Origin of the sequence: Stutzerimonas sp. Brlt_14, assembly GCF_051948915.1 — a bacterium.
Classification (GTDB): Bacteria; Pseudomonadota; Gammaproteobacteria; order Pseudomonadales; family Pseudomonadaceae; genus Stutzerimonas; species Stutzerimonas stutzeri.
Window position 1 is genome coordinate 1 of the sequence record NZ_JAYJLM010000004.1, and the last position, 23,769, is coordinate 23,769.

General features: G+C 63.5%; 16 protein-coding genes. 12 read left to right on the plus strand and 4 right to left on the minus strand.

All coding sequences use genetic code 11. From position 1 onward, the window contains the following. Nucleotides 1-107: 107 nt before the first annotated feature. Together VF716_RS10435 and VF716_RS10440 are read left to right on the plus strand one after the other, a co-directional pair. Nucleotides 108-1,397 carry a diguanylate cyclase gene (locus VF716_RS10435; protein ID WP_440552684.1) on the plus strand — a complete coding sequence of 430 codons (1,290 nt, stop codon included), beginning with the start codon at nucleotides 108-110 and terminating at the stop codon, nucleotides 1,395-1,397. A 138-nt stretch (nucleotides 1,398-1,535) separates the two neighbouring features. Continuing rightward, entirely contained in the window at nucleotides 1,536-3,314 is a 1,779-nt protein-coding gene (locus VF716_RS10440; RefSeq protein ID WP_125871901.1) for an acyl-CoA dehydrogenase C-terminal domain-containing protein, read from the plus strand. A gap of 407 nt (nucleotides 3,315-3,721) precedes the next feature. On the opposite strand, the gene msrA is transcribed toward VF716_RS10440, so the two are convergent. Together msrA and VF716_RS10450 are read right to left on the minus strand one after the other, a co-directional pair. Further along, nucleotides 3,722-4,369 (minus strand): peptide-methionine (S)-S-oxide reductase MsrA, encoded by a 648-nt coding sequence (gene msrA / locus VF716_RS10445; protein ID WP_108242386.1) that lies wholly within the window; start codon nucleotides 4,367-4,369, stop codon nucleotides 3,722-3,724. Between the two features lie 102 nt (nucleotides 4,370-4,471). Next, nucleotides 4,472-7,144, minus strand: coding sequence for a putative bifunctional diguanylate cyclase/phosphodiesterase (locus VF716_RS10450; RefSeq protein WP_020305774.1), 2,673 nt, complete (start codon nucleotides 7,142-7,144; stop codon nucleotides 4,472-4,474). 149 nt (nucleotides 7,145-7,293) lie between these two features. Here VF716_RS10450 and VF716_RS10455 point away from each other — a divergent pair, with 149 nt between their 5' ends. After that, nucleotides 7,294-7,782, plus strand: coding sequence for a hypothetical protein (locus tag VF716_RS10455; protein ID WP_017245454.1), 489 nt, complete (start codon nucleotides 7,294-7,296; stop codon nucleotides 7,780-7,782). Nucleotides 7,783-7,901: 119 nt separating this feature from the next. Here VF716_RS10455 and aceF read toward each other — a convergent pair whose 3' ends face one another. Both aceF and aceE read right to left on the minus strand, forming a co-directional pair. Continuing rightward, complete coding sequence (gene aceF / locus VF716_RS10460; RefSeq protein WP_111481579.1) at nucleotides 7,902-9,908, minus strand: dihydrolipoyllysine-residue acetyltransferase; 2,007 nt, start codon at nucleotides 9,906-9,908, stop codon at nucleotides 7,902-7,904. A 24-nt stretch (nucleotides 9,909-9,932) separates the two neighbouring features. After that, nucleotides 9,933-12,578 carry a pyruvate dehydrogenase (acetyl-transferring), homodimeric type gene (gene aceE, locus VF716_RS10465; RefSeq protein ID WP_017245452.1) on the minus strand — a complete coding sequence of 882 codons (2,646 nt, stop codon included), beginning with the start codon at nucleotides 12,576-12,578 and terminating at the stop codon, nucleotides 9,933-9,935. Nucleotides 12,579-12,846: 268 nt separating this feature from the next. Here aceE and glnE point away from each other — a divergent pair, with 268 nt between their 5' ends. The 9 genes from glnE (at nucleotide 12,847) to VF716_RS10510 (ending at nucleotide 23,766) form a co-directional block, all read left to right on the plus strand. Further along, on the plus strand, nucleotides 12,847-15,792 hold the full coding sequence (glnE, locus tag VF716_RS10470) for a bifunctional [glutamate--ammonia ligase]-adenylyl-L-tyrosine phosphorylase/[glutamate--ammonia-ligase] adenylyltransferase (RefSeq protein WP_125849578.1): 2,946 nt from the start codon (nucleotides 12,847-12,849) through the stop codon (nucleotides 15,790-15,792). Nucleotides 15,793-15,840: 48 nt separating this feature from the next. After that, complete coding sequence (gene ilvE, locus VF716_RS10475) at nucleotides 15,841-16,764, plus strand: branched-chain-amino-acid transaminase (protein ID WP_003301609.1); 924 nt, start codon at nucleotides 15,841-15,843, stop codon at nucleotides 16,762-16,764. Nucleotides 16,765-16,842: 78 nt separating this feature from the next. Continuing rightward, nucleotides 16,843-17,877, plus strand: a complete 1,035-nt coding sequence (gene waaF / locus VF716_RS10480) for a lipopolysaccharide heptosyltransferase II (RefSeq protein WP_125460192.1) — start codon at nucleotides 16,843-16,845, stop codon at nucleotides 17,875-17,877. Then, nucleotides 17,878-18,879 (plus strand): lipopolysaccharide heptosyltransferase I, encoded by a 1,002-nt coding sequence (gene waaC / locus VF716_RS10485; protein WP_440552689.1) that lies wholly within the window; start codon nucleotides 17,878-17,880, stop codon nucleotides 18,877-18,879. It abuts the gene before it with no gap. After that, nucleotides 18,879-20,000 (plus strand): glycosyltransferase family 4 protein, encoded by a 1,122-nt coding sequence (locus VF716_RS10490; RefSeq protein ID WP_084899833.1) that lies wholly within the window; start codon nucleotides 18,879-18,881, stop codon nucleotides 19,998-20,000. Before waaC ends, VF716_RS10490 begins: the two co-directional genes overlap by 1 nt. Nucleotides 20,001-20,040: 40 nt before the next feature. After that, nucleotides 20,041-20,847, plus strand: a complete 807-nt coding sequence (gene rfaP, locus VF716_RS10495) for a lipopolysaccharide core heptose(I) kinase RfaP (RefSeq protein ID WP_084899837.1) — start codon at nucleotides 20,041-20,043, stop codon at nucleotides 20,845-20,847. Then, on the plus strand, nucleotides 20,847-21,581 hold the full coding sequence (locus VF716_RS10500; RefSeq protein ID WP_084899840.1) for a lipopolysaccharide kinase InaA family protein: 735 nt from the start codon (nucleotides 20,847-20,849) through the stop codon (nucleotides 21,579-21,581). Before rfaP ends, VF716_RS10500 begins: the two co-directional genes overlap by 1 nt. After that, entirely contained in the window at nucleotides 21,578-22,321 is a 744-nt protein-coding gene (locus VF716_RS10505) for a lipopolysaccharide kinase InaA family protein (RefSeq protein ID WP_084899845.1), read from the plus strand. Before VF716_RS10500 ends, VF716_RS10505 begins: the two co-directional genes overlap by 4 nt. After that, on the plus strand, nucleotides 22,321-23,766 hold the full coding sequence (locus VF716_RS10510) for a lipopolysaccharide kinase InaA family protein (RefSeq protein ID WP_084899850.1): 1,446 nt from the start codon (nucleotides 22,321-22,323) through the stop codon (nucleotides 23,764-23,766). Before VF716_RS10505 ends, VF716_RS10510 begins: the two co-directional genes overlap by 1 nt. Nucleotides 23,767-23,769 lie beyond the last annotated feature (3 nt).

Sequence of the window (23,769 nt, forward strand, 5' to 3'; positions counted from 1 at the left end):
GCCGATTTCGGCCGGTCTGCAAGACAACTGTGCTTTTCGACCTTTTGGCTGCACATCCGTAACCGTTAAGGCAAAATGCCAGCTTTTCTCGCTGCGCCGGTATTCTCGTGTCGCGCCCCTATTCGCCTCGCTTCAGCCACTTCCTTGCACCGCTGGCATTGCTGCTTGGCGGCGAGGCGATCGCACGCCAGGTCGTGCTGAACGAGTTCTTCACTTCGCTGTACAAGGTGCTACCGACGGTACTGTTGCTGCTCGGTGGGGCGCTGTGCGCGATGTACGGCCGCATTCGCGAGCTATTCCTGCTGCTGTGCGTCTATATCGCCTATTTCCTGCTCGACACTCACGCCGACTATTACCGGGCCCATGGCAGATTGCTGGACGACGCGGCGCTGACGTTCCATCTGTGCAGTCTGTTGCTACCGCTTTTATATGGCTTGTATGGCCTGTGGCGAGAGCGCAGCCACCTGGCACAGGATGGTCTGGCCCGGGCGGCGGTGCTGTTTGCCCTGGGCGTCGTTGCGGTCGCGTTGGCGAAGCGATTTCCGGAGGCGCTGCACGCCTGGCTGGTGGTGATCCGCTGGCCATCGCTGCAGGCCAATTGGCTGCCGCTCATCCAGCTGGCCTATCCCGTTTTCATCGTTGCGCTGGCGTTGCTGGTGGTGCAGTACCTGCGGCAGCCCAGGCCTTCACATGCGGCGCAGATCGTCGCGCTGATCGCCTTGCTGCTGATGCTGCCTCAGACTTTCAGTCGCATCGCTGCGCTGAACATCCTCAGCAGCCACGTGTTGCTCATGCTGGTCGTGGCCATCGCTCACGAAGCCTATCTCATGGCCTTTCGCGACGAGCTGACCGGTCTGCCGGGGCGGCGTGCGCTGAACGAGCGACTGCAGCGCCTCGGCCGGCAGTACGTGCTGGCCATGGCGGACGTGGATCATTTCAAGAGTTTCAACGATACCCATGGCCATGATGTCGGCGACCAGGTGCTGAAAATGGTGGCCAGCCGCCTACGCAAGGTCGGTGGTGGCGGGCGCGCCTATCGCTACGGTGGCGAGGAGTTCACTCTGGTGTTTCCGGGGCGTAGCGTCGAGCAGTGTCTGCCGCACCTGGAGGCTGTCCGCCAAGCGATTGAGGGGTACGCCCTGCAACTGCGTGACGCCAGCAAGCGACCCAAGGATGACCGCCAGGGACGTATGGCGCGTGGTCATTCATCGACAGCGCAGGTGTCGGTGACCATCAGTATCGGGGTGGCCGAGCGGCAGGGCGACCAACGCAGCCCGGAGGAAGTCATCAAGGCGGCCGATCAGGCGCTGTATGGCGCCAAGAAGGCCGGACGCAATTGCGTTCGGGTGCATGGCAGCGGGCGCGGCGCAGTGCGTATGGCCGGCCATTCGCGTTAGGGCTGTAGCGGTTCGCTTATGACCGCTCAAAACTATCTGGTCATAAAAAGACGCTTAATCCTGTCCTGGTTGTTCGGTTAGACTCGCTGGAAACGGCCCACAGTGGCTGCAACCCAGTGTCTTGCGAGGAACCTTGCCATGGCTGACTACCAAGCGCCGCTGCGCGACATGCGTTTTGTCCTGAATGAAGTCTTCGATGCGCCGAAGCTCTGGCAGGCGCTGCCAGCCCTGGCCGAGGTGGTCGACGCGGAAACCGCCGACGCGATCCTCGAAGAGGCCGGCAAGATCACCGCCAACAGCATCGCCCCGCTCAATCGCAGTGGTGACGAAGAGGGTTGCCGCTGGGACGGCGGTGCGGTGTCGACACCGGCCGGCTATCGCGAGGCCTATCAGCTGTACGCCGAAGGTGGCTGGGTGGGTGTCGGTGGTGACCCGGCATTCGGTGGCATGGGCATGCCCAAGGTCATCTCGGCGCAGGTGGAGGAGATGATGAACTCCGCCAGCCTGGCGTTCGGTCTGTATCCGATGCTGACGTCCGGCGCCTGCTTGTCGATCTACGCCCATGCCAGCGAAGAGCTTAAGCAGAAGTACCTGCCGAACATGTACGCCGGCGTCTGGTCCGGTTCCATGTGCCTGACCGAACCGCATGCCGGTACCGACCTTGGCATCATCCGCACCAAGGCCGAGCCGCAGGCCGATGGCTCCTACAAGGTCAGCGGCACCAAGATCTTCATCACGGGCGGCGAGCACGACCTGACCGACAACATCATCCATCTGGTACTGGCCAAGCTGCCGGATGCGCCGGCCGGTTCGCGCGGTATCTCCCTGTTCCTGGTGCCCAAGATTCTGGTCAACGACGACGGCTCGCTGGGCGAGCGCAACTCGCTGTCCTGTGGATCGATCGAACACAAGATGGGTATCCAGGCGTCCGCGACTTGCGTGATGAACTTCGATGGCGCTACCGGCTGGATGGTCGGCGAACCCAACAAGGGTCTGGCGGCGATGTTCACCATGATGAACTACGAGCGTCTGGGCGTCGGTATCCAAGGCTTGGCCACTGGCGAGCGTTCCTACCAGAGCGCCATTGAGTACGCTCGCGAGCGCATCCAGAGCCGTGCCCCGACTGGCCCGGTGGCGCAGGACAAGGCCGCCGATCCTATCATCGTGCATCCCGATGTGCGGCGCATGCTGCTGACCATGAAGGCCTTGAACGAAGGTGGGCGTGCGTTTTCCAGCTACGTCGCGCTGCAGCTCGATATCGCCAAGTTCAGCGACGACGAAGCGGCACGGCAGCTGGCCGAGGCGCAGGTTGCGCTGCTGACGCCGGTGGCCAAGGCCTTCCTCACCGACATGGGATTGGAAACCACTGTGCACGGTCAGCAGGTGTTCGGCGGCCACGGCTTCATTCGCGAATGGGGCCAGGAGCAGCTGGTGCGCGATTGCCGTATTACCCAGATCTACGAAGGCACCAACGGCATCCAGGCGCTGGACCTGGTCGGACGCAAGATTGTCGGCAGCGGCGGCACCATGTATCAGGCGTTCGTCGATGAGATCCGCGCATTCGTCGCCAGTGCCGGTGCGGATCTGCGCGAGTTCACCGAGCCCCTCAAGGCTGCGCTGGACAATCTGGACGAGCTGACCGCCTGGGTGATCGATCAGGCCAAGGCCAATCCGAACGAGATCGGCGCCGCTTCGGTCGAGTACCTGCACGTGTTCGGCTACACCGCGTACGCCTACATGTGGGCGCGCATGGCAGCGGTGGCACTGGCGAAGCAGGGCGAGGGCGAGTTCTATCAGAGCAAGCTGGGCACGGCGCGTTTCTACTTTGCCCGGCTGTTGCCGCGTATCCACTCGCTGACGGCGTCAGTCAAGGCCGGCAGCGAGTCGCTCTACCTGCTGGATGCCGCGCAGTTTTGAGGTCGAGCCGGCTTAATCTAAAGGCAATATGAAATTATTTGGCCATGACGCGGAACGATTAAGCCGGGCCTCAGGTCATAAAACTCGCGCAATGTAAGCCTGGACTTACAGTCCTGCATCATGGATGACGCGGTGTAGGAAAAGGCTTACAAAGCGTGATGTAAAATGGCTACTACTGGCTCACAAGGCCTGGCAGTAATCTTCCGCATCAGGAATGTGGCGCAGGAAGCGCGATCAAACAACACGGACCACACAGGGAGCGGTGCCAGGACGGCGCGCGATCAAGGATGTCAGGATTCAGTCTGCAGAGCCCCGCTTCGGCGGGGTTTTTCTTTTCTGCCCAGTCCGCCGTTTGCCAAGCAGCAGGGGCGCCTGGCGAAGGGCAGCATTAGCTCGACTGCACCGCATCAATCCGGCATGCAGACGCCGGTCCCGCCGAGTCCGCAATAACCTCCTGGATTCTTCGCCAGATACTGCTGGTGGTACGCCTCCGCATAGTACAAAGGCGGGGCGTCGGCAATTTCGGTAGTGATCTGCGCAAAGCCCGCCTGGCTCAGGCGCTGCTGAAAGCGCTCCCGACTGGCTTCGGCCGCGCTGCGCTGCTGCGCGTCCATGCAGTAGATCGCCGACCGGTACTGACTGCCCACATCGTTGCCCTGACGCATGCCCTGGGTCGGGTTGTGTGCCTCCCAGAAGATGCGCAGCAAGGTTTCGTAATCGATCACCTTGGGGTCGAACACCACCAGCACCGCTTCGGTGTGACCGGTGAGTCCGGAGCACACTTCGTCGTAGGTCGGGTTCGGCGTAATCCCTCCGGCGTAGCCCACCGCAGTCGTCCATACTCCGGGTTGTTCCCAGAAGCGACGTTCCGCGCCCCAGAAACAGCCCATGCCGAAGACCGCCTGTTGCAGGCCGGCCGGGAATGGTGGCTGCAGCGGATTGCCGTTCACGTGGTGCGCCGGCGGGACCGGCATCGCCGTCGAGCGGCCGGGCAGCGCCTGTTCTGCCGTGGGCAGTGCTTGTTTGTTGACCAGTATCTGCGAGCGTAGCGACATGCGGGCCTCGATCGGGGGACGGTAGCTGAGCCCTAGGCTACAAAAAGGCAGGCCGGCAGCGAAAGCGCACCAGCGACCGTGCGTCGCCACGCTTTCCGCTTATCAGCACCAGTGAGGGTAGCGGCGCAGGGCATCGGTCAGTCCGGTGCCCGGGATCGGCTTGTCGAACAGATAGCCCTGGCCGATATCGCAACGATGTCGGCGGAGAAACTTCAGCTGCTCCGGCGTTTCGATGCCTTCGGCGACGACCTTGAGGTGCAGCTTGCGCGCCATGGCGATCACCGCCGAGGTGATTTCCACGTCGTCCTGGTTGTCAGGGATGTCCTTGATGAAGCTGCGATCGATCTTGATCACATCGATGGGGAATTTCTTCAGGTAGCTGAGCGAGGAGTAACCGGTGCCAAAATCGTCCATGGCCAGGGTCAGGCCCAGCGCCTTAAGGCCGATCAGCTGTTGACGGGTTTCCTCGGTGGCATCGAGCAGCAGGCTCTCGGTCAGCTCCAGTTCCAGTTGCCCGGCGGGGAGCTTTTCCTCCAGCAAAATTGCCGCGATGGAGCTCAGCAGGTCCGGGTCGGAGAACTGCTTGGGTGACAGGTTGATGGCGATCTGGGGTTTGCCCAGACCCAGTTCCGACAGCGTAACGCCCATGCGGCAGGCTTCGCGAACGACCCATTTGCCGATCGGAATGATCAACCCGGTCTCTTCCGCGACGCTGATGAACTGGTCCGGCCGGATCATGCCTTTTTCCGGGTGGTTCCAGCGCAGCAGCGCCTCCAGCCCCTGCAGCCGACCGGTGTGCAGGCACAGCTTGGGCTGATAGAACACCTCCAACTCGTTCTGCAGCAGCGCGCGGCGAAGATTGTTCTCGACGAAGAGCTTGTAGTTGGCCTCGGCATGCAGGGCTTCGGTGAATATCTGCACCTGGTTCTTGCCGTTCGCCTTGGCCTTGTGCAGCGCCTGCCCGGCATGCTTCATCAGGGTTTCCGGGTCGCGCCCGTGTTGCGGTGAGCAGGCCAGTCCCAGCGAGCCGCTGACGCTGATCAGCTGCTTGTCGACGAACAGTGGCTTGTCGAGGATGCGCAGCACCTGATCCGCCAGCCTTATGCCTTCCTCCAGGCCCTTGTCATCGAACAGCAGGGCGAACTCGTTGCTGGCGAAACGTGCCAGCACGCTCTGCTGGCTGAGGCCGTTGCGCAGCCGGCGTGCGAGGCTGGTAAGCAGCTTGTCGCCGGTCTGGTGGCCAAGGCTGTCATTGATTCGCTTGAAGTTGTCGATGTCCACCAGCAGCAGGCAGAGCCTCGGCTCGGCGCCTGCGGCGAAGCGCTCCTCGATACTGCGGATGAAGAAAGGACGATTGCCCAGGTTGGTCAGGTTGTCGGTGTAGGCCAGGCGCTCGATGTGCTGATGGGCCAGCTTGCTGCGGGTGATGTCCTCGTAGATGCCGATGTAGTGGGTGAGCATGCCGTCGTCGTTGAAGACCTTCGAGATCGACAGCTGCCCCCAGTAGGGCTCCAGATTCTTGCGCCTTGAGCGAAACTCGCCCTGCCAGCTGTTGCTGTGGGCGAGTACCGACGAGGTGTCGAACAGCAGCTCTCCGAGGTTTTCCAGAGCCTTGAGATCGGCCAGGCGCTGACCGCGCACTTCGGACTCGGAGAATTGGCTGATGGCGGTGAAGGCAGGGTTCACGTACTCCACGCGACCGTCCCGGTCCACCAGGATGAAGGCGCTGGCGCTCTGCTCCACTGCGCGCTGGAACAGGCCGAGCATGTGGGTGGCACTCAGGCGCTGCTGGTTGGCCAGTACCTGCGCGTACTGATCGGCCAGTTCACCGGCGAAGGCGATTTCGTCGGCATGCCAGGCCCGTGGCTTGCCGCTGTGCTGCAGGCTGAGCACGCCGATCACTTCACCACCGACCCGTATGCTGGCATCCAGAATCGAGCGAATGGCTTGCGGGCGATAGACGCATTCGTCCAGTTCACAGGTGCGGTGATCCTGGCCAACATCCTGGGCATCTATGGCGCGGCCGCTCTGCAGCGCCTGCAGATAGCGCGGATAGGGCGAGAGCTCCAGCGCGGGTGGCGTTTCGTAATGGTCTCCGTCGAGTCGGTAGCACGCCACCGGCTCCAGGCACGTGCCGTTCAGATGCCAGATCGTGGCACGGCCCAGCTCGTAGACCTCGCAGGCCGCCTGGGTGATCAGCTGCGCGGCCTCCTGCTGTGGGTTGGCGGAGCCGTAGCGATGCCGAGCCAGCCGGACGATCAGGTTCTGCTGGGTGCGTGAGCGCAGCATGTGCTCGATATGCTCGTCCTGGGCTTGCTCATGCTGTTGCAGCGCGGCGCGGAGCCTGGCGTTCTGTACCCGCAGATCCTGCTCCGATTCGGGCTGGCCGCCGGACATCAGATAGCCTCTGAGCAGCTCGCGGCCGTACTGCTGGAAGGCTTCGCCGAGTTCGGTGATCTCCAGCACGCCTTCTGGGCCGTGCAGGCGATAGCTCACCGAGTAGTGGCCGCGTTCGGCCAACTGTTGCTGGATGTCCTCATGCAGCTGGTGGCGGGCGCTGGGCTCCATGAGGCTGGCGTAGGGGGAGTCGACCAGAGAGCACAGGTCGGCGGCACAGACGCCGATGGTTCGTTCGCAAGCAGGATCGAGGAACAACAATGTCCAACTGGATTCGTTCAGGCGCTCGAAACGCAGCATGCCGAGCCGTGATGGCACTGGCAACTGCGTCACAACCTCGGTCGCCAGACGACTGGCGGCATCGGTATGTATTTTCATCGAGCGGCTGGCTTCCAGTATGCTCCACGGAGTTGGGCGGGCCTGAGCTCCAGGTGCCGTTCCAGCGAAGGACGATGGCTAAATAATATTAATTCAGGCAAGGGTGCATCATGCGACAGGGACTGACAAGTCGGCTTGCGAAGTTAGTGCTGGTCTCGGTTTTCTGCGTGCTCGGAACACCGCTGATGGCGAGTGAAACCGTCGAATTCGGCTCCGACGAGTCGGCGCGCTATCTCACTGAATTAAAGAAACTTTACCTGACCAACAGCGATCGTGAAGCGCTGCTGGCGCATAGTAACGGAATGCTCGATACCTATGCATTACGCGCCGGTTATCAGGTCGGGCAGAGCAACCCGCAGGACTTCCTCTACGAGCTGAGCGTATCCGCCCCCGGCGAGCTGCGCATTCGCGAGGAAGTGCGTGGCAGCGGCGGCGGCGTTGCCGTGCGCAATCGCAGCCTGTCGGTCTTTGGGCTCGATCCCTACTTGCAATATCAGTGTCCTCCCCAAGGTCCGAGCTGTTCGATCAACAGCCCCGTCGACGGTCTCCCGCTGGTGGTCATCGTGCGCGACCCCAAAGGAGCAGAAGAGCTGGCCAAGGCATTGTCCTTCCTGATCCGCAATCTGCAGAAAGGCTGAAGCAACGCCTGACGGCGGACACTAGGGTTCGTCTGCCGCGACCAAGCCTTCACCTTCTTCCCGCTCAATAAAAAACGCCGCGGTCTCTCTGTGAGAACGCGGCGTTTTTTCGCGCGCCGTTACAGCAGCATGGTGCGGATATCGGCCAGCAGCTCCGACAGGCGCTTGGTGAAGCGCGCCGCCGCGGCACCGTTGATCACCCGGTGGTCGTAGGAGAGCGACAGCGGCAGCATCAGGCGGGGCTGGAAGGCCTTGCCATCCCACACCGGCTGCATGGCCGCCTTGGAGACGCCTAGGATCGCCACTTCCGGCGCATTGACGATCGGCGTGAAGCCGGTGCCGCCGATGTGGCCGAGGCTGGAGATCGTGAAGCAGGCGCCCTGCATCGCATCCGGAGAAAGCTTCTTGGTGCGGGCCTTCTCAGCCAGCTCCGCAGCCTCGCCGGCCAGTTGCAGCAGACTCTTCTGGTCGACGTTGCGAATCACCGGGACCATCAGGCCATCCGGCGTGTCGACGGCGAACCCTACGTGCACATACTTCTTACGGATCAGCGCCTTGCCGCTCGGGGCCAGCGAACTGTTGAAGTCCGGCAGTTCCTTTAGCAGGTGTGCGCACGCCTTGAGCAATAGCGGCAGCACGGTGAGCTTGACCCCAGCCTTCTCGGCGATCGCCTTCTGCGCAACGCGGAAAGCTTCCAGCTCGGTAATGTCGGCCGACTCGAACTGGGTCACGTGCGGTACGTTGAGCCAGCTGCGATGCAGGTTGGCGGCACCGACCTGCATCAGGCGGGTCATCGGCACTTCTTCGACTTCACCGAACTTGCTGAAGTCGATCGTCGGGATCGGCGGAATGCCCGCCCCGCCGGTAGTACCTTCGGCAGGAGCCTGCTTCACCTTGTGCAGCATGTTCTTGACGTAGGCCTGGACGTCTTCTTTGAGGATGCGTCCCTTCGGGCCAGTGGCCGGAACATCAGTCAGTTCTACGCCAAACTCGCGTGCAAGCATGCGTACCGCCGGCCCCGCATGCACCTTGGTGCCAGCCTTGCTCGGGCCGCTGACCGCCGGAGCCGGCGTCGCGGCAGCCTTCGCCTCGGGAACGCCTTGCTTGTTTGGTGCGACGGCCTGCTGCTGCGGCGCAGCCTCATCCGCCTTGGGAGCGGGTTTCTTCGCCGGTGCGGTGCCTTGGACCTTTAGGGTCAGGATCAGATCGCCGGTCTTGGCCTCGTCACCGACCTTGATCGACAGCGATTCCACCACGCCCGCCTTGGGCGCAGGAATTTCCATGCTGGCCTTGTCGGACTCAAGGGTAATCAGCGACTGATCCGCCTCGACGCTGTCCCCGGCCTTGACCATCACTTCGATGACATTGGCGCTGCCGCTGGAGCCGATGTCCGGGATACGCACTTCTTCCACGGATTCGCCGGCGGCTTCGGCAGGCTCCTCAGCTGCCGGCTCGCTCAGCGTTTGCTTCGGAGCGCTTGCGGCCTGGCTCGCTGGCGCCTTGCCTGCTGCTGGCTTGCTGGACGCTGCGCCTTTGAGAATCAGGATCAGATCGCCGGTGCCGACTTCGTCGCCCACCTTGACCGAAATGCTCTCGATCACGCCGGCGGCAGGAGACGGAATCTCCATGCTGGCCTTGTCCGACTCGAGCGTGATCAACGCTTGTTCGGCGGCAATGGTATCGCCGGCTTTGACCGCGATTTCGATTACGCTGGCTTTGCCCGAGGAGCCGATATCAGGAACCCTGATCTCCTGTGTCTCGCCTTCGCCGGCCGAGGCCGAAGCGTCGTCGTCGCCCGGAGGCGTCGGCGCTTCGGCTTCATCTGTCGGGCCGCCGGTCGCTGCGCCAGCGGGTTCGGCTGCAGCCTGTGCCGGAGCCGCACTGTCCTGGCCTTCTTCGCTTTCCAGCTCCAGCAGCTCGTCGCCTTCTTTCAGACGATCGCCGAGCTTGACCTTCAGGCTCTTCACCACGCCCGCCTTGGGCGCTGGTATTTCCATGCTGGCCTTGTCGGACTCGAGCGTCAGGATGCTCTGGTCGGCTTCGATACGGTCGCCGACCTTGACGAACAATTCGATTACTTCACCCTCACCACTGCCGATGTCGGGTACGCGTATGGTTTCACTCACAATAGGTTCTCCTGTGCGCACGCATCAGCAATCCAGCGGATTGCGCTTCTCGGGGTCGATACCGAACTCGGTGATGGCGTTGGCCACCACGGTGCGTTCGATGGCGCCGCGATCGGCGAGTGCTTGCAGTGCGGCCACAGTCACCCAACGACGGTCGACCTCGAAGAAATCACGCAGCTTGGCGCGCGAGTCGCTGCGGCCGAAGCCGTCAGTGCCGAGCACCTGGTATTCGCGCGACGGCACCCACTGACGGATCTGGTCGGCGAACAGCTTCATGTAGTCGGTCGAGGCGATGACCGGGCCTTCGCGACCTTCCAGGCACTGCTGGACGTAGCTCTTGCGCGGCTCCTCGGTCGGGTGCAAACGATTCCAGCGATCCACCGCCAGGCCGTCACGGCGCAGCTCGTTGAAGCTGGTCACGCTCCAGACATCGGCGCCGACGCCCATCTTGGCGAGGATGTCCACCGCGGCGCGGACTTCCCGCAGGATGGTACCCGAACCCAGCAGCTGCACACGGTGCTTGAAGTCGCCCTTAGCTTCTTCGAGCAGGTACATGCCCTTGATGATGCCGTCCTCGACACCCTGCGGCATGGCCGGCTGCTGGTAGTTCTCGTTCATCACGGTGATGTAGTAGTAGACGCTCTTCTGCTGCTCCATCATCTCGTGCATGCCGTGGTGCATGATGACCGCCAGCTCGTAGCCGTAGGTGGGGTCATAGCTGCGGCAGTTGGGGATGGTGCTGGCGAGGATGTGGCTGTGGCCGTCCTCGTGCTGCAGGCCTTCACCGTTGAGCGTGGTGCGCCCGGAAGTGCCGCCCAGCAGGAAGCCGCGGGTCTGGGCATCGCCGGCCGCCCAGGCCAGGTCGCCGATCCGCTGGAAGCCGAACATCGAGTAGAAGATGTAGACCGGCAGCATCGGCTGGTTGTAGTTGCTGTAGGCGGTACCTGCGGCGATGAACGAGGAGAACGCACCGGCTTCGTTCAGACCTTCCTGGAGGATCTGGCCGTCTTTCTCTTCGCGGTAGTACATCACCTGGTCGCGGTCGACCGGCTCGTACAGCTGCCCCACCGGTGAGTAGATACCCAGCTGGCGGAACATGCCTTCCATGCCGAAAGTGCGCGCCTCGTCGGCGAGAATCGGCACGATACGCTTGCCGAGATCCTTGTCCTTGACCAGCTGCGAGAGGATGCGGCCGAAGGCCATGGTGGTGGAAATCTCGCGGTCACCGGAGCCGTCGAGGACTGCCTTGAGGGTCTCCAGCGGCGGTGTCGGGATGCTGAAGCTCTTCGGCCGGCGCTGCGGCAGATGCCCGCCCAGCTTGTCGCGGCACTTGCGCAGGTACTTCATTTCCGCGCTGTCTTCGGCCGGGCGATAGAACGGCAGCTCCTCGAGTTGCGAGTCGTTGACCGGGATGTCGAAGCGATCGCGGAATTTCTTCAGGCTGTCGATATCGACTTTCTTGGTGTTGTGGGCGATGTTCTTCGCCTCACCGGCACCGGTGCCGTAGCCCTTGATGGTCTTGGCGAGAATGACCGTTGGCTGGCCTTTGTGGTTGACCGCCTGGTGATAGGCCGCATAGACCTTGTACGGATCGTGGCCGCCGCGGTTGAGCTTCCAGACTTCCTCGTCGGACATGCTCTCGACACGCTTGAGCAGCTCGGGGTCAGCACCAAAGAAGTGTTTGCGCACATAGGCGCCGTCTTTGGCCTTGTAGTTCTGGTATTCCCCGTCGATCGCCTCGTCCATGCGCCGCTGCATGCGGCCGTCTTCGTCGGCGGCGAACAGCGGATCCCACAGGCGACCCCAGACCACCTTGTTGACGTTCCAGTTGGCGCCTTTGAACACGCCTTCCAGTTCCTGAATGATCTTACTGTTGCCGCGCACCGGGCCGTCCAGACGCTGCAGGTTGCAGTTGATGACGAACACCAGGTTGTCGAGATTCTCACGGCCGGCCAGGGAAATGGCGCCGAGGGTTTCCGGCTCGTCGCATTCGCCGTCACCGATGAAGCACCAGACGCGCTGCTTGCCTTTCGGAATGAAGCCGCGGTTTTCCAGGTACTTCATGAAGCGTGCCTGGTAGATCGCAGTGATCGGGCCGAGGCCCATGGACACGGTCGGGAACTGCCAGAAGTCTGGCATCAGGTGCGGGTGCGGGTAGCTCGACAGACCCTTGCCATCGACTTCCTGGCGGAAGTTGAGCATCTGCTCTTCGGTCAGGCGGCCTTCCAGGAAGGCGCGGGCGTAAATGCCGGGGGAGGCGTGGCCCTGGTAGTAGATCAGGTCGCCGCCATGCTCTTCGGTCGGCGCCTGGAAGAAGTAGTTGAAGCCGATGTCGTAGAGCGTCGCGCTGGAGGCAAAGGTGGAGATGTGGCCGCCCAGGTCCGGATCCTTCAGATTCGCACGCATCACCATGGCCAGAGCATTCCAGCGGACCAGGGAGCGGATTCGACGCTCCATGAACAGGTCGCCGGGCATCTTGGCTTCACGGGTGACGGGGATGGTGTTGCGGTACGGCGTGGTGATGCCGTAGGGCAGCGGAGTACCGCTACGTGTGGCCAGTTCGCCCATCCGGGTCATCAGGTAGTGAGCGCGGTCTTCACCCTCGCGGTCGAGGACGGACTCGAGGGCGTCCAGCCATTCCTGGGTTTCGACGGGATCGAGATCTTGCATGGCTTGCTCCATGGCGGAAAGGCTTCCAGAATCGGTCGCCTGTTCGCTACCGGCTTTGTGGGCCGGTGCGTGTAATGTTCTTGGACGAGTGCCGGGGGTAGGGCCGGGGTCTGTAGTTTTACTACAAAACGGCGCCGGGATCAGCCCCCTGAAATACTCTTTAGTAGTAAAACTACAGATCAGCGGCACTGGCATTTCCCTGTAAAAGGTACTTGCGAGGCTCTGAATCGCGCGGTCCATCGTATTCGCTGTTGTGAAGGAAACCTCAATGAGTCTGCCGTCGCTGGTTGCATTGCCGCCCTCACTCCTGCCTTTTGTCAGTCGTGCCGAGGAGTCGTTCCTCGCGGCTGCCGGCAACCTGTCGGAAGCGCTTGCGGCACGATGCCGCGCCTGGCTGGCCGAGCATGGCGAGGCGTTCGCCCGGGTCTGCGCGGCGAGTGACTTCGTCAGCGAACAGGTTAGCCGAGATCCACAGATGCTGCTGCAGCTGGCCGAGCTGGGCTGGCTGGATCGGTCGCTGGAAGCCGGCGAACTGCGCGATGCGCTGAGCGAGCTGGTTGCCGCCTGTGACAATGAGGACACCCTGGCGCTGACGCTACGGCGCTTCCGTAGCCGCCAGCAGGTGCGCATCATCTGGCGCGATCTGACCCGCCAGGCGGCCCTGGCCGAGACCTGTCGCGACCTCTCCGATCTGGCCGATGCCAGCGTCGATCTGGCCTATCACTGGCTCTACACCCGTCATTGCGAGCAATTCGGCGTGCCCACCGGCCGGCGCAGCGGCAACCCGCAGCACATGGTGATTCTCGGCATGGGCAAGCTGGGTGCACATGAACTGAACCTGTCCTCCGACATCGACCTGATCTTCGGCTATCCGGAGGGCGGCGAGACCGTCGGCGCCAAGCGCTCGCTGGACAATCAGGAATTCTTCGTCCGCCTTGGCCAGCGGCTGATCAAGGCATTGGACGCCATCACCGTCGACGGCTTCGCCTTCCGCGTCGACATGCGCTTGCGCCCGTACGGCTCGTCCGGGCCGTTGGTCTACAGCTTCAATGCGCTGGAGCAGTACTACCAGGATCAGGGACGCGACTGGGAGCGCTACGCCATGATCAAGGCGCGGGTCATCGGCGGCGACCAGCAGGCCGGAAAAGAGCTGCTGGAAATGCTGCGACCCTTCGTCTACCGGCGTTACCTGGACTTCTCCGCCATCGAGGCGCTGCGCACCATGAAGCAGCTGATCCAGCAGGAAGTGCGGCGCAAGGGCATGGCTTCGAATATCAAGCTGGGTGCCGGTGGCATCCGCGAGGTCGAGTTTATCGCCCAGGCCTTTCAGCTGATCCACGGAGGGCGCGATCTCAGCCTGCAGCAGCGTCCGCTGCTCGGTGTGCTGGCCACCCTGGAGGGGCAGGGTTATCTGCCGGCCGCGGCAGTGGCCGAACTGCGCGAAGGCTATGAATTCCTGCGCTATACCGAGCATGCGCTGCAGGCGATCGCGGACCGTCAGACGCAGATGCTGCCGGACAACGAGGTGGACTGTGCGCGGGTGGCGTTCATGCTCGGCTTCGACGGTTGGGCGGCCTTCCATGAGCAACTGCTGTACTGGCGCGGGCGCATCGACTGGCATTTCCGCCAGGTCATCGCCGACCCGGATGAGGACGAGAATGCCGAGGGCGAGGCGCTGGTCGGCGGCGAATGGCTGCCGCTGTGGGAGCAGGACTGGGACGAGGAATTCGCCTGCCGCCAGCTGTCCGAGGCCGGTTTCCGTGATGGCCAGGGCGCCTGTCAGCGGCTCGCCGCGCTGCGCAACGCCAGCCAGGTACGCACCATGCAGCGTCTCGGCCGCGAGCGTCTGGATGCCTTCATTCCACGGCTGCTGGCGCAGGCCGTCGAGCAGGACGATCCGGATCTGGTGCTCGAACGCGTACTGCCGCTGGTGGAAGCGGTCGCCCGGCGTTCGGCCTACCTGGTCCTGCTGACTGAAAATCCCGGGGCGCTGCAGCGCTTGCTCGAGCTCTGCGCAGCCAGCCCGTGGATCGCCGAGCAGATTGCGCGCTTCCCGCTGTTGCTTGACGAGCTGCTCAACGCCGGTCGTCTGTACAGCCCGCCGCTGGCGCCGGAACTGGCGGCTGAACTGCGCGAACGGCTGATGCGCATTCCCGAAGATGACCTCGAGCAGCAGATGGAGGCGCTGCGGCATTTCAAGCTGGCGCACCGGCTGCGGGTTGCCGCTTCGGAAATCGCCGGGACGCTGCCCTTGATGAAGGTCAGCGACTACCTGACCTGGCTGGCGGAGGCGATCCTGCAGGAAGTGTTGACCCTCGCCTGGCGCCACACCGTCGCGCGTCATGGCCAGCCACAGCGCAGCGATGGCACGCTCTGCGATCCGGCGTTCGTCATCGTCGGTTACGGCAAGGTCGGTGGCATCGAACTCGGGCATGGTTCGGATCTGGATCTGGTGTTCATCCACGACGGCGACCCCGCCGCCGAGACCAATGGCGCCAAGCCCATCGATACCGCGCAGTTCTTCACTCGCCTGGGCCAGCGCATCATCCATCTGCTCACCACCCAGACCACCTCCGGCCAGCTCTATGAAGTGGACATGCGGCTGCGCCCGTCCGGTGCTTCCGGGCTGCTGGTCAGCTCGCTGGGCGCCTTCGAGCGCTACCAGAGCCAGGAGGCCTGGACCTGGGAGCACCAGGCGTTGGTGCGCGCGCGGGTGCTGGTCGGCTGCCCGCAGCTGACGGCCGACTTCGAACGGGTGCGCGCCGGTGTGCTGGGTCGCGAGCGCGATCTCGAGGCGCTGCGCCGCGAGGTCAGCGAGATGCGCGCGAAGATGCGCGACAACCTCGGCACCCGCGCGACGCATGCGGGAACCGCCGAGCAGGCCTTCGACGCCGCTGCCGAGTTCAATCTCAAGCAGGACGCCGGTGGTATCGTGGATATCGAATTTATGGTGCAATACGCGGCTTTGGCGTGGTCGCACCAGCATCCCGAACTGCTGCGCTATACCGATAACATCCGCATTCTCGATGGGTTGGAGCAGGCCGGGTTGATGACCGGCGATGAGGTGCGGCTGCTGCAGGACGCCTACAAGGCGTACCGTGCCGCGGCCCACCGGCAATCACTGCAGAAGCAGCCCGGAGTGGTGAGTGGGGATCAATTCCACGACGAGCGTCGCGCAGTCATGCGGATCTGGCGCGAGCTGGGGCTCAGCTGAGCCCGCGTCGGGCTACCGAGCAATATCGAATTCTGAGGAGCTGGCAAGATGTCGATGGCCGATCGTGATGGCGTCATCTGGTATGACGGCGAACTGGTGCAGTGGCGCGATGCGACCACCCATGTGCTGACCCATACCCTGCACTACGGCATGGGCGTGTTCGAAGGTGTTCGCGCCTACAACACCCCGGACGGCACGGCGATCTTCCGCCTGCAGGCGCACACCGACCGCCTGTTCGATTCGGCGCACATCATGAACATGCCGATGCCGTACTCGAAGGAAGAGATCAACGAGGCGACCCGCGCCGCAGTGCGCGAGAACAATCTGGAAAGCGCCTACATCCGCCCGATGGTGTTCTACGGAAGCGAAGGCATGGGCCTGCGCGCCAGCGGTCTGAAGGTGCACGTGATCGTCGCGGCCTGGCATTGGGGCGCCTACATGGGCGACGAGGCGCTTGAGCTGGGCATCAAGGTGCGCACCAGTTCCTTCACCCGTCACCACGTCAACATCACCATGACCCGCGCCAAGTCCAACGGTGCCTACATCAACTCGATGCTGGCCCTGCAGGAAGCCATTTCCGGCGGCGCCGACGAAGCGCTGATGCTGGACCCCGAAGGCTATGTGGCCGAGGGCTCGGGCGAAAACATCTTCATCATCAAGGATGGCGTGATCTACACCCCGGAAGTCACGGCCTGCCTGAACGGCATCACCCGCGGCACCGTGCTGACCCTGGCTGCCGAGCACGGCCTGAAGGTGGTCGAGAAGCGCATCACCCGCGACGAGGTGTACATCGCCGACGAAGCCTTCTTCACCGGTACCGCAGCCGAAGTCACGCCGATCCGCGAAGTGGACGGCCGCGCCATCGGTATCGGCCGTCGCGGCCCGATCACCGAGAAGCTGCAGAAAGCCTACTTCGATCTGGTCACCGGCAAGACTGATGCCCACGCCGAATGGCGGACCCTGGTCAAGTAAGCCTGGCGCTGGAAGCCGGCAACGCATGACTCGCTTGCCGGCCACGCTTCCAGCCCCTCAGCTTATGGCTTAGAGCTTATGAACATACTGATCGTAGGACCCAGCTGGGTTGGCGACATGGTGATGGCGCAGACGCTGTTCGTCTGCCTGAAACAGCGCCATCCCGACTGCCAGATCGACGTGCTGGCGCCCGAGTGGAGCCGGCCGATTCTCGAGCGCATGCCCGAGGTGCGCCAGGCCCTGAGCTTTCCGGTCGGGCACGGCGTGCTCGACATGGCGACCCGGCGCAAGGTCGCGCAGAGCCTGCGCGGTCAGTACCAGCAGGCGATCCTGCTGCCCAACTCCCTGAAGTCGGCGCTGGTGCCATTCTTCGCCGGTATCCCCAAGCGCACGGGCTGGCGCGGCGAGATGCGTTTCGGCCTGCTCAACGACATGCGCAAGCTCGACAAGCAGCGCTACCCGCTGATGATCGAGCGCTTCATGGCGTTGGCCTTCGAGCCGGGCGCCGAGCTGCCCAAGCCGTATCCGAACCCCTCGCTGCGCATCGACACCGCGACTCGCGACGGCGCCCTGGCACGTTTCGGCCTGAGTCTGGACCGGCCGGTGTTGGCGCTGTGCCCCGGTGCCGAGTTCGGCGAATCCAAGCGCTGGCCGGCGGAACACTTCGCCAAGGTAGCCGAGCTGAAGATCCGGGACGGCTGGCAGGTCTGGCTGTTCGGCTCGAAGAACGATCACCCGGTCGGCGAGCAGATCCTCGAGCGGTTGATTCCGGGGTTGCGCGAAGAGGCGGTGAACCTGGCCGGGGAGACCAGCCTGGCCGAGGCGATCGATCTGCTGTCCTGTGCCGATGCCGTGGTGTCCAACGACTCCGGTCTGATGCATGTCTCCGCAGCGCTCGGCCGGCCGTTGGCGGCGATCTATGGTTCCACCTCGCCAGCCTTCACCCCGCCGCTTTCCGAGCAGGTCGAAGTGGTGCGCCTGGGGCTCGACTGCAGTCCCTGTTTCGAGCGCACCTGCCGCTTCGGCCACAACAATTGCATGCGCGAGCTGAAGCCGCGCGCGGTGATCGAGGCGCTGGATCGCCTGGTCCCGCAGTCGGTCGAGGTACGCTGATTGAAGGTCCTGCTGGTCAAGACCTCGTCGCTGGGCGATGTCGTGCATACCCTGCCGGCGCTGACCGATGCGCAGCGGGCGCTGCCCGGCATCCAGTTCGACTGGGTGGTGGAGGAGGGCTTCGCCGAGATCCCGGCCTGGCATCCGGCGGTGGCACAGGTGATCCCGGTAGCGATCCGTCGCTGGCGCAAGCACCCGCTGCAGACCCTGCGCAAGGGTGAATGGCAGCGCTTCAAGGCACGCCTGCGAGAAGGCCGTTACGACCTGGTGATCGACGCCCAGGGCTTGCTGAAGAGCGCCTGGCTGACCCGCTACGTCAAGGCTCCGGTCGCCGGATTGGACCGGGAGTCTGCGCGTGAGCCCATCGCCGTACGCTTCTATGACCGATGCTACGCAGTGCCGCGTGACCAGCACGCGCTGGAACGGGTGCGTCAGCTGTTCGCCCAGGCGCTCGCGTATCCGCTGCCGCAGGATTTCGCCGACTACGGGCTCGATCGCGAGCAGATGGCGGCGCCTAGCGACCAGCCCTACCTGCTGTTTCTGCACGGCACCACCTGGCCGAGCAAGCACTGGCCGGAAGCCTACTGGCGCGAGCTGACCGAGCGCATGAGCGATTTCGGCTGGGCGATCCGCCTGCCGTGGGGCAATGCCGAGGAGAAGGCGCGTGCCGAACGCATCGTCAGCGGCATAGCCAACGCCGCGGTGCTGCCGAAGCTCAATCTTGCCGGTGTCGCCCGGGTTATCGCCGGTGCGCGCGCCTGCGTCGCGGTGGATACCGGCCTCGGCCACCTGGCCGCGGCGCTGGATGTGCCGAGTATTTCGCTCTATGGTCCGACCTTGCCCGGGCGGGTCGGTGCCTATGGCCGCTCCCAGGTGCACCTGTGTGCCAGCGGACCGAACGCTGGTCGCGGTGACCGGCACAAGCCCTGTTTTGACGACCTGCGCCCCGAGCGCGTCGTCACCGAACTGAAAGCCCTGCTGCGGGCCCCGGAGTCCGTCTGATGCAACTGGCCTTCATTCTCTACAAGTACTTTCCATTCGGTGGTCTGCAGCGCGATTTCATGCGTATCGCCCTGGAATGCCAGCGTCGCGGGCACAGCATTCGCGTCTACGCGATGATCTGGGAAGGCGAGGTGCCGGACGGCTTCGAAGTGCTGATCGCGCCGGTCAAGGCGTTGTTCAACCACACCCGCAACGAGCGCTTCACCGCCTGGGTCGAGGCCGATCTGGCCAAGCGGCCGGTGGACCGGGTGATCGGCTTCAACAAGATGCCGGGGCTGGACGTGTACTACGCCGCCGACCCTTGCTTCGAGGACAAGGCGCAGACGCTGCGCAACCCGATCTATCGGCGCTGGGGCCGCTACAAGCACTTCGCCGAGTACGAGCGCGCAGTGTTCGCGCCGGAGGCGAAGACCGAAATCCTGATGATCTCCGAGGTGCAGCAGCCGCTGTTCGTCAAGCACTACGGCACGCCCGCCGAACGCTTTCACCTGTTGCCGCCGGGCATTGCCCAGGATCGCCGCGCGCCGGCCAATGCCACGCAGATCCGCGCCGAGTTCCGCGAGGAGTTCGAAGTGCGGCCCGACGAGCTGCTGCTGGTGCAGATCGGTTCCGGCTTCAAGACCAAGGGGGTCGACCGCAGCCTCAAGGCCCTGTCTGCGCTGCCGCGCGAACTGAGCCAGCGCACCCGGCTGCTGGTGATCGGCCAGGACGATCCCAAGCCGTTCAAGCTGCAGGCCAAGGCGCTGGGTGTTTCCGGCATGGTCGAGTTTCTCAAGGGGCGCAGCGACATCCCGCGCTTTCTGCTCGGTGCCGATCTGCTGATCCATCCGGCCTATAACGAAAATACCGGCACCGTGTTGCTCGAGGCGCTGGTCGCCGGGCTGCCGGTGCTGGTCAGCGATGTGTGCGGCTATGCCCACTACATTGCCGACGCCGATTGCGGTCGCGTGGTACCCAGCCCCTTCGAGCAGCGGGTGCTCGACCAGATGCTGGCGCAGATGCTCGCCGATGCCGCGCAGCGCTCGGCCTGGAGTCGCAACGCGCTGGCCTTTGCCGAGACGGCCGATCTCTACTCGATGCCGCAGAAGGCCGCCGACGTGATTCTCGGGGAAAGCGCATGAACGTCGTTTGTCTCCGGCGGGCGTCGTCATTGGGGGCTCCATGCGCCTGATGCTGACCGAGCCATTCGAAAGCCTGTGGCAGGGCAAGGACCCCTTCGAAGAGGTCGAGCGTCTGCAGGGCCAGGTCTACCGGGAACTGGAAGGTCGCCGCACGCTGCGTACCGAGGTTGCCGGGCGCGGTTACTTCGTCAAGATTCATCGCGGCATCGGCTGGGGAGAGATTGCCAAGAACCTGCTCACGGCCAAGGCGCCGGTGCTTGGCGCCGGCCAGGAATGGCGAGCCATACAGCGCCTCAAGGAAGTCGGCGTGCCGACCATGACCGCGGTGGCCTATGGCGAGCGAGGGGGCAATCCGGCAAGCCAGCACTCGTTCATCATCACGGAAGAACTGGCGCCGACTGTCAGCCTCGAGGATTTCTCGGCGAACTGGCGCGACCAGCCGCCACAGCCGGCACTCAAGCGTGCCCTGATCGCCGAAGTCGCCCGCATGGCCGGCACCATGCACCGCGCCGGGGTCAATCACCGCGACTTCTACATCTGCCACTTCCTGCTGCACACCGACCGGCCGGTGACGGTCAGTGATCTGCGCCTGTCCTTGATCGACCTGCACCGCGCCCAGACTCGCAGTCACACACCTGTTCGCTGGCGCAACAAGGATCTGGCCGGGCTGTACTTCTCGGCCCTCGAGATCGGCCTGACCGGCCGCGACAAGCTGCGCTTTCTGCGCGATTACTTCCAGCGGCCGCTGCGTGAAATCCTGCGCGACGACGCTGCCTTGCTGGCGTGGTTGCAGCGCAGGGCGGAAAAGCTACTGGATCGTAAGCGGCGCTACGGGGATGCGCTTTGATGGCCGGCTGGACGCTGGACCCTGCGTACGCCGACCTGCATGATGATTTCGGCAGTCTCGCAAGCGTGTTCGTGCTGGAAGGTGAACGGCTTACCAAGGACCCACTTTCAGAAGTCATTCGTGTCGAGCGCAACGGGGTGCGCTATTACGTGAAACGCTACTCCGGTGCGGGCAAAGGCCTGCGGCGTTACCTCGGGCGACCGCGGGTCAAGGCGGAGTGGCAGAACCTGATGCTTTTTCGCCGTTGGGGCATCCCCACGGCGCCGATCGTGGCTTATGGCATGGAGCGGCGCGGCGGTGCTTTTCTCCGCGGCGCCCTGATTACGCGTGAGTTGGAGCAAACCGATGATCTGGCTTTGCTGGCGACTACTCATGATGCCCGTCTTCGCGATCCGCGTTGGGTGCAGGAAGTCAGCCTGCAACTGGCGCGCTCGACGCGAGCGATGCACGACCGGAGCTTCGCCCACAATGACCTCAAGTGGCGCAACCTGCTCGTCGATCCGCAGCGCCGTCTGTACCTGATCGACTGCCCTACCGGCGCCTTCTGGCATGGTCCGTTTCTGCAGCGGCGTATCGTCAAGGACCTGGCATGTCTGGACAAGGTGGCCAAGTACCAGCTCAGCCGAACCCAGCGCCTGCGGTTCTATCTGCAGTATTGCCAGCGAAAGCGACTGGTTGACAAGGACAAGCCGCGCATCCGGCAGATTCTGAATTATTTCCAGGGGCGGGAATGAACGATTTCATTGCGCAGGCCGATCGTCCAACGCTCGAGCGCCATGGCTTGGCGAGCTTCGATGCGCTCTGGTCGGTCCAGTTGACGGCGGTGGATGAGCCCAATGTCGAACGCGGCGGCTGGAGCAGTGTTTTCAGGCTGGAGCTCGATGATTCGGCGTTCTACCTCAAGCGGCAGAGCAATCATCTGACCCGCACCCTGGCACACCCGTTCGGTGAGCCGACCTTTGCCCGGGAGTTTCGCAATATCCGTCGTTATGCGCAGCTTGGCGTGCCGGCGCTTCAGGCCAGCTTCTTCGGGCAGCGCAAGGTTGATGGCGAAAGGCGTGCAATTCTCCTGACCCGCGCATTGGATGGTTGGATGGATTTGGACGGATGGCTGAAACGATGGCCCGAGCTGAACGAACCTCGACGCCAGGCCATTATCGGTGCGGTCGGTGCGCTGGCGCACACGCTGCATCAGGCCGGCCAGATGCATGGCTGCTTCTATCCCAAGCACATCTTTCTCCGTGAGCAGGACGGGCATTGGCAGGCTTGCCTGATCGACCTGGAAAAAACCCGACCTCTGTTGTTAGGGCGGCGCGACCGGATCAAGGATCTGGAGCCGCTCGTGCGGCGTGCAAGCTGCATCGGTGACCAAGGCGTGCGGCACTTGCTGAATGCCTATCTGGACGATCCTCGCCTGGTCGAGCCATGGCTGTTGCAGTTGCAGCGGCGACACAAAGCCAAGGGGGCGCGCTGATGAGATTGGCCGATCTGACGGTCGCCGGGCGCGAGCCAGCCTGCCCTGCGCTCGTCGAGCTATCGGGTGAGGCAAGTCTGCATGTCGATTCGTGGCTGCGCATCCTGCCGGGGCAGCGCTATGTCGGTCGCGCGCGCTGGAACGGGCGCCAGGTCCTGGCCAAGCTGATGGTGGGTGGCAAGGCGCAGCGTCATTATCGACGTGAGCTGGCTGGTGCGAAGCTGCTGACCGACCAGCATTTGCCAACACCTGCGCTGGTGGGGCAGGGCTGGCAGGAGGGTGAGGGTGGCTGGCTGCTGTTCGACTGGCTCGATTCCGCCAAAAGCCTGTGGGAGAGCTGGCGCTCCGTCGAGGCGGAGCCTGTCCTGACAGACGGGCAGCGTGGCGTGCTCTGCGAGGCGCTTGAGCTGATCGCCAGGATGCATGCCCAAGGCCTTTGGCAGGCGGATCTGCATCTTGACAACTTCCTCAAGGCCGACGGTCAGCTCTACGTGGTCGACGGCGGCGGTGTAAAGGCGGAGACGCCCGGGCGCCCTCTGTCGCGCGAGCGGGTGTTGGAGAATCTTGGCGTCTTCTTCGCTCAGCTACCGGCAGAGATCGAGCCGTTCATCGAAGAGCTGCTGGTGCCTTATCTGCTGACCAACAGCGAGCACGCCCTGCCGCTGGAGGCGTTGCTCAAGCAGATTCACAAGATCCGTGACTGGCGTCTAAGTGACTATTTGAAGAAGGTCGTGCGGGACTGCAGCCTGTTCAGTGCGAGCATCGGGGCGTTCAGGGCGCAAGTGGTTCGGCGTGACGAGCAGGCAGCGCTGCAGGCGGTGATCGATGACCCCAATGAATTCATCGCTCGAGGCAAGTTGTTAAAGGGCGGTGGTAGCGCGACGGTTGCCAGTATCGAACTGGACGGCCGGGCCCTGCTTATCAAGCGCTACAACATCAAGAATCCGCTGCATTGGTTGAAGCGCTTCTGGCGGCCGAGCCGCGCCTGGCACAGCTGGGTCGAGGGTAATCGGCTCGATTTTCTCGGGATCGCCACTCCTCGTTTGCTGGCCGTGATCGAGCGCCGCTGGCTGTGGATGCGCGGGCCGGCGTGGCTGATTACCGAATTGCTGCGCGGAGAAGATATAATTGCGCGTTTTCAGCCGTATCTGGATGGCTGTCCTCCAGAGCAGGAGTTGGTTGCCCTGGACCGGCTGTTCGAGGCACTGATCCGCGAGCGAATCAGTCATGGTGATCTCAAGGGGCACAACCTGTTCTGGGAGCATGATCGCTGGTCGTTAATCGACCTGGATGCCGTGCAGCAGCATGGCAGCGATGCCAGCTTCGCTCGGGCGTATGCCAAGGACCGTGCGCGATTCCTGCGCAACTGGCCGACCGACAGCGCCCTGTACCGGCTGCTTGACCAACGTTTACCCGCGGTGCCCGGCACCAGCATCGAAGATTAAGAG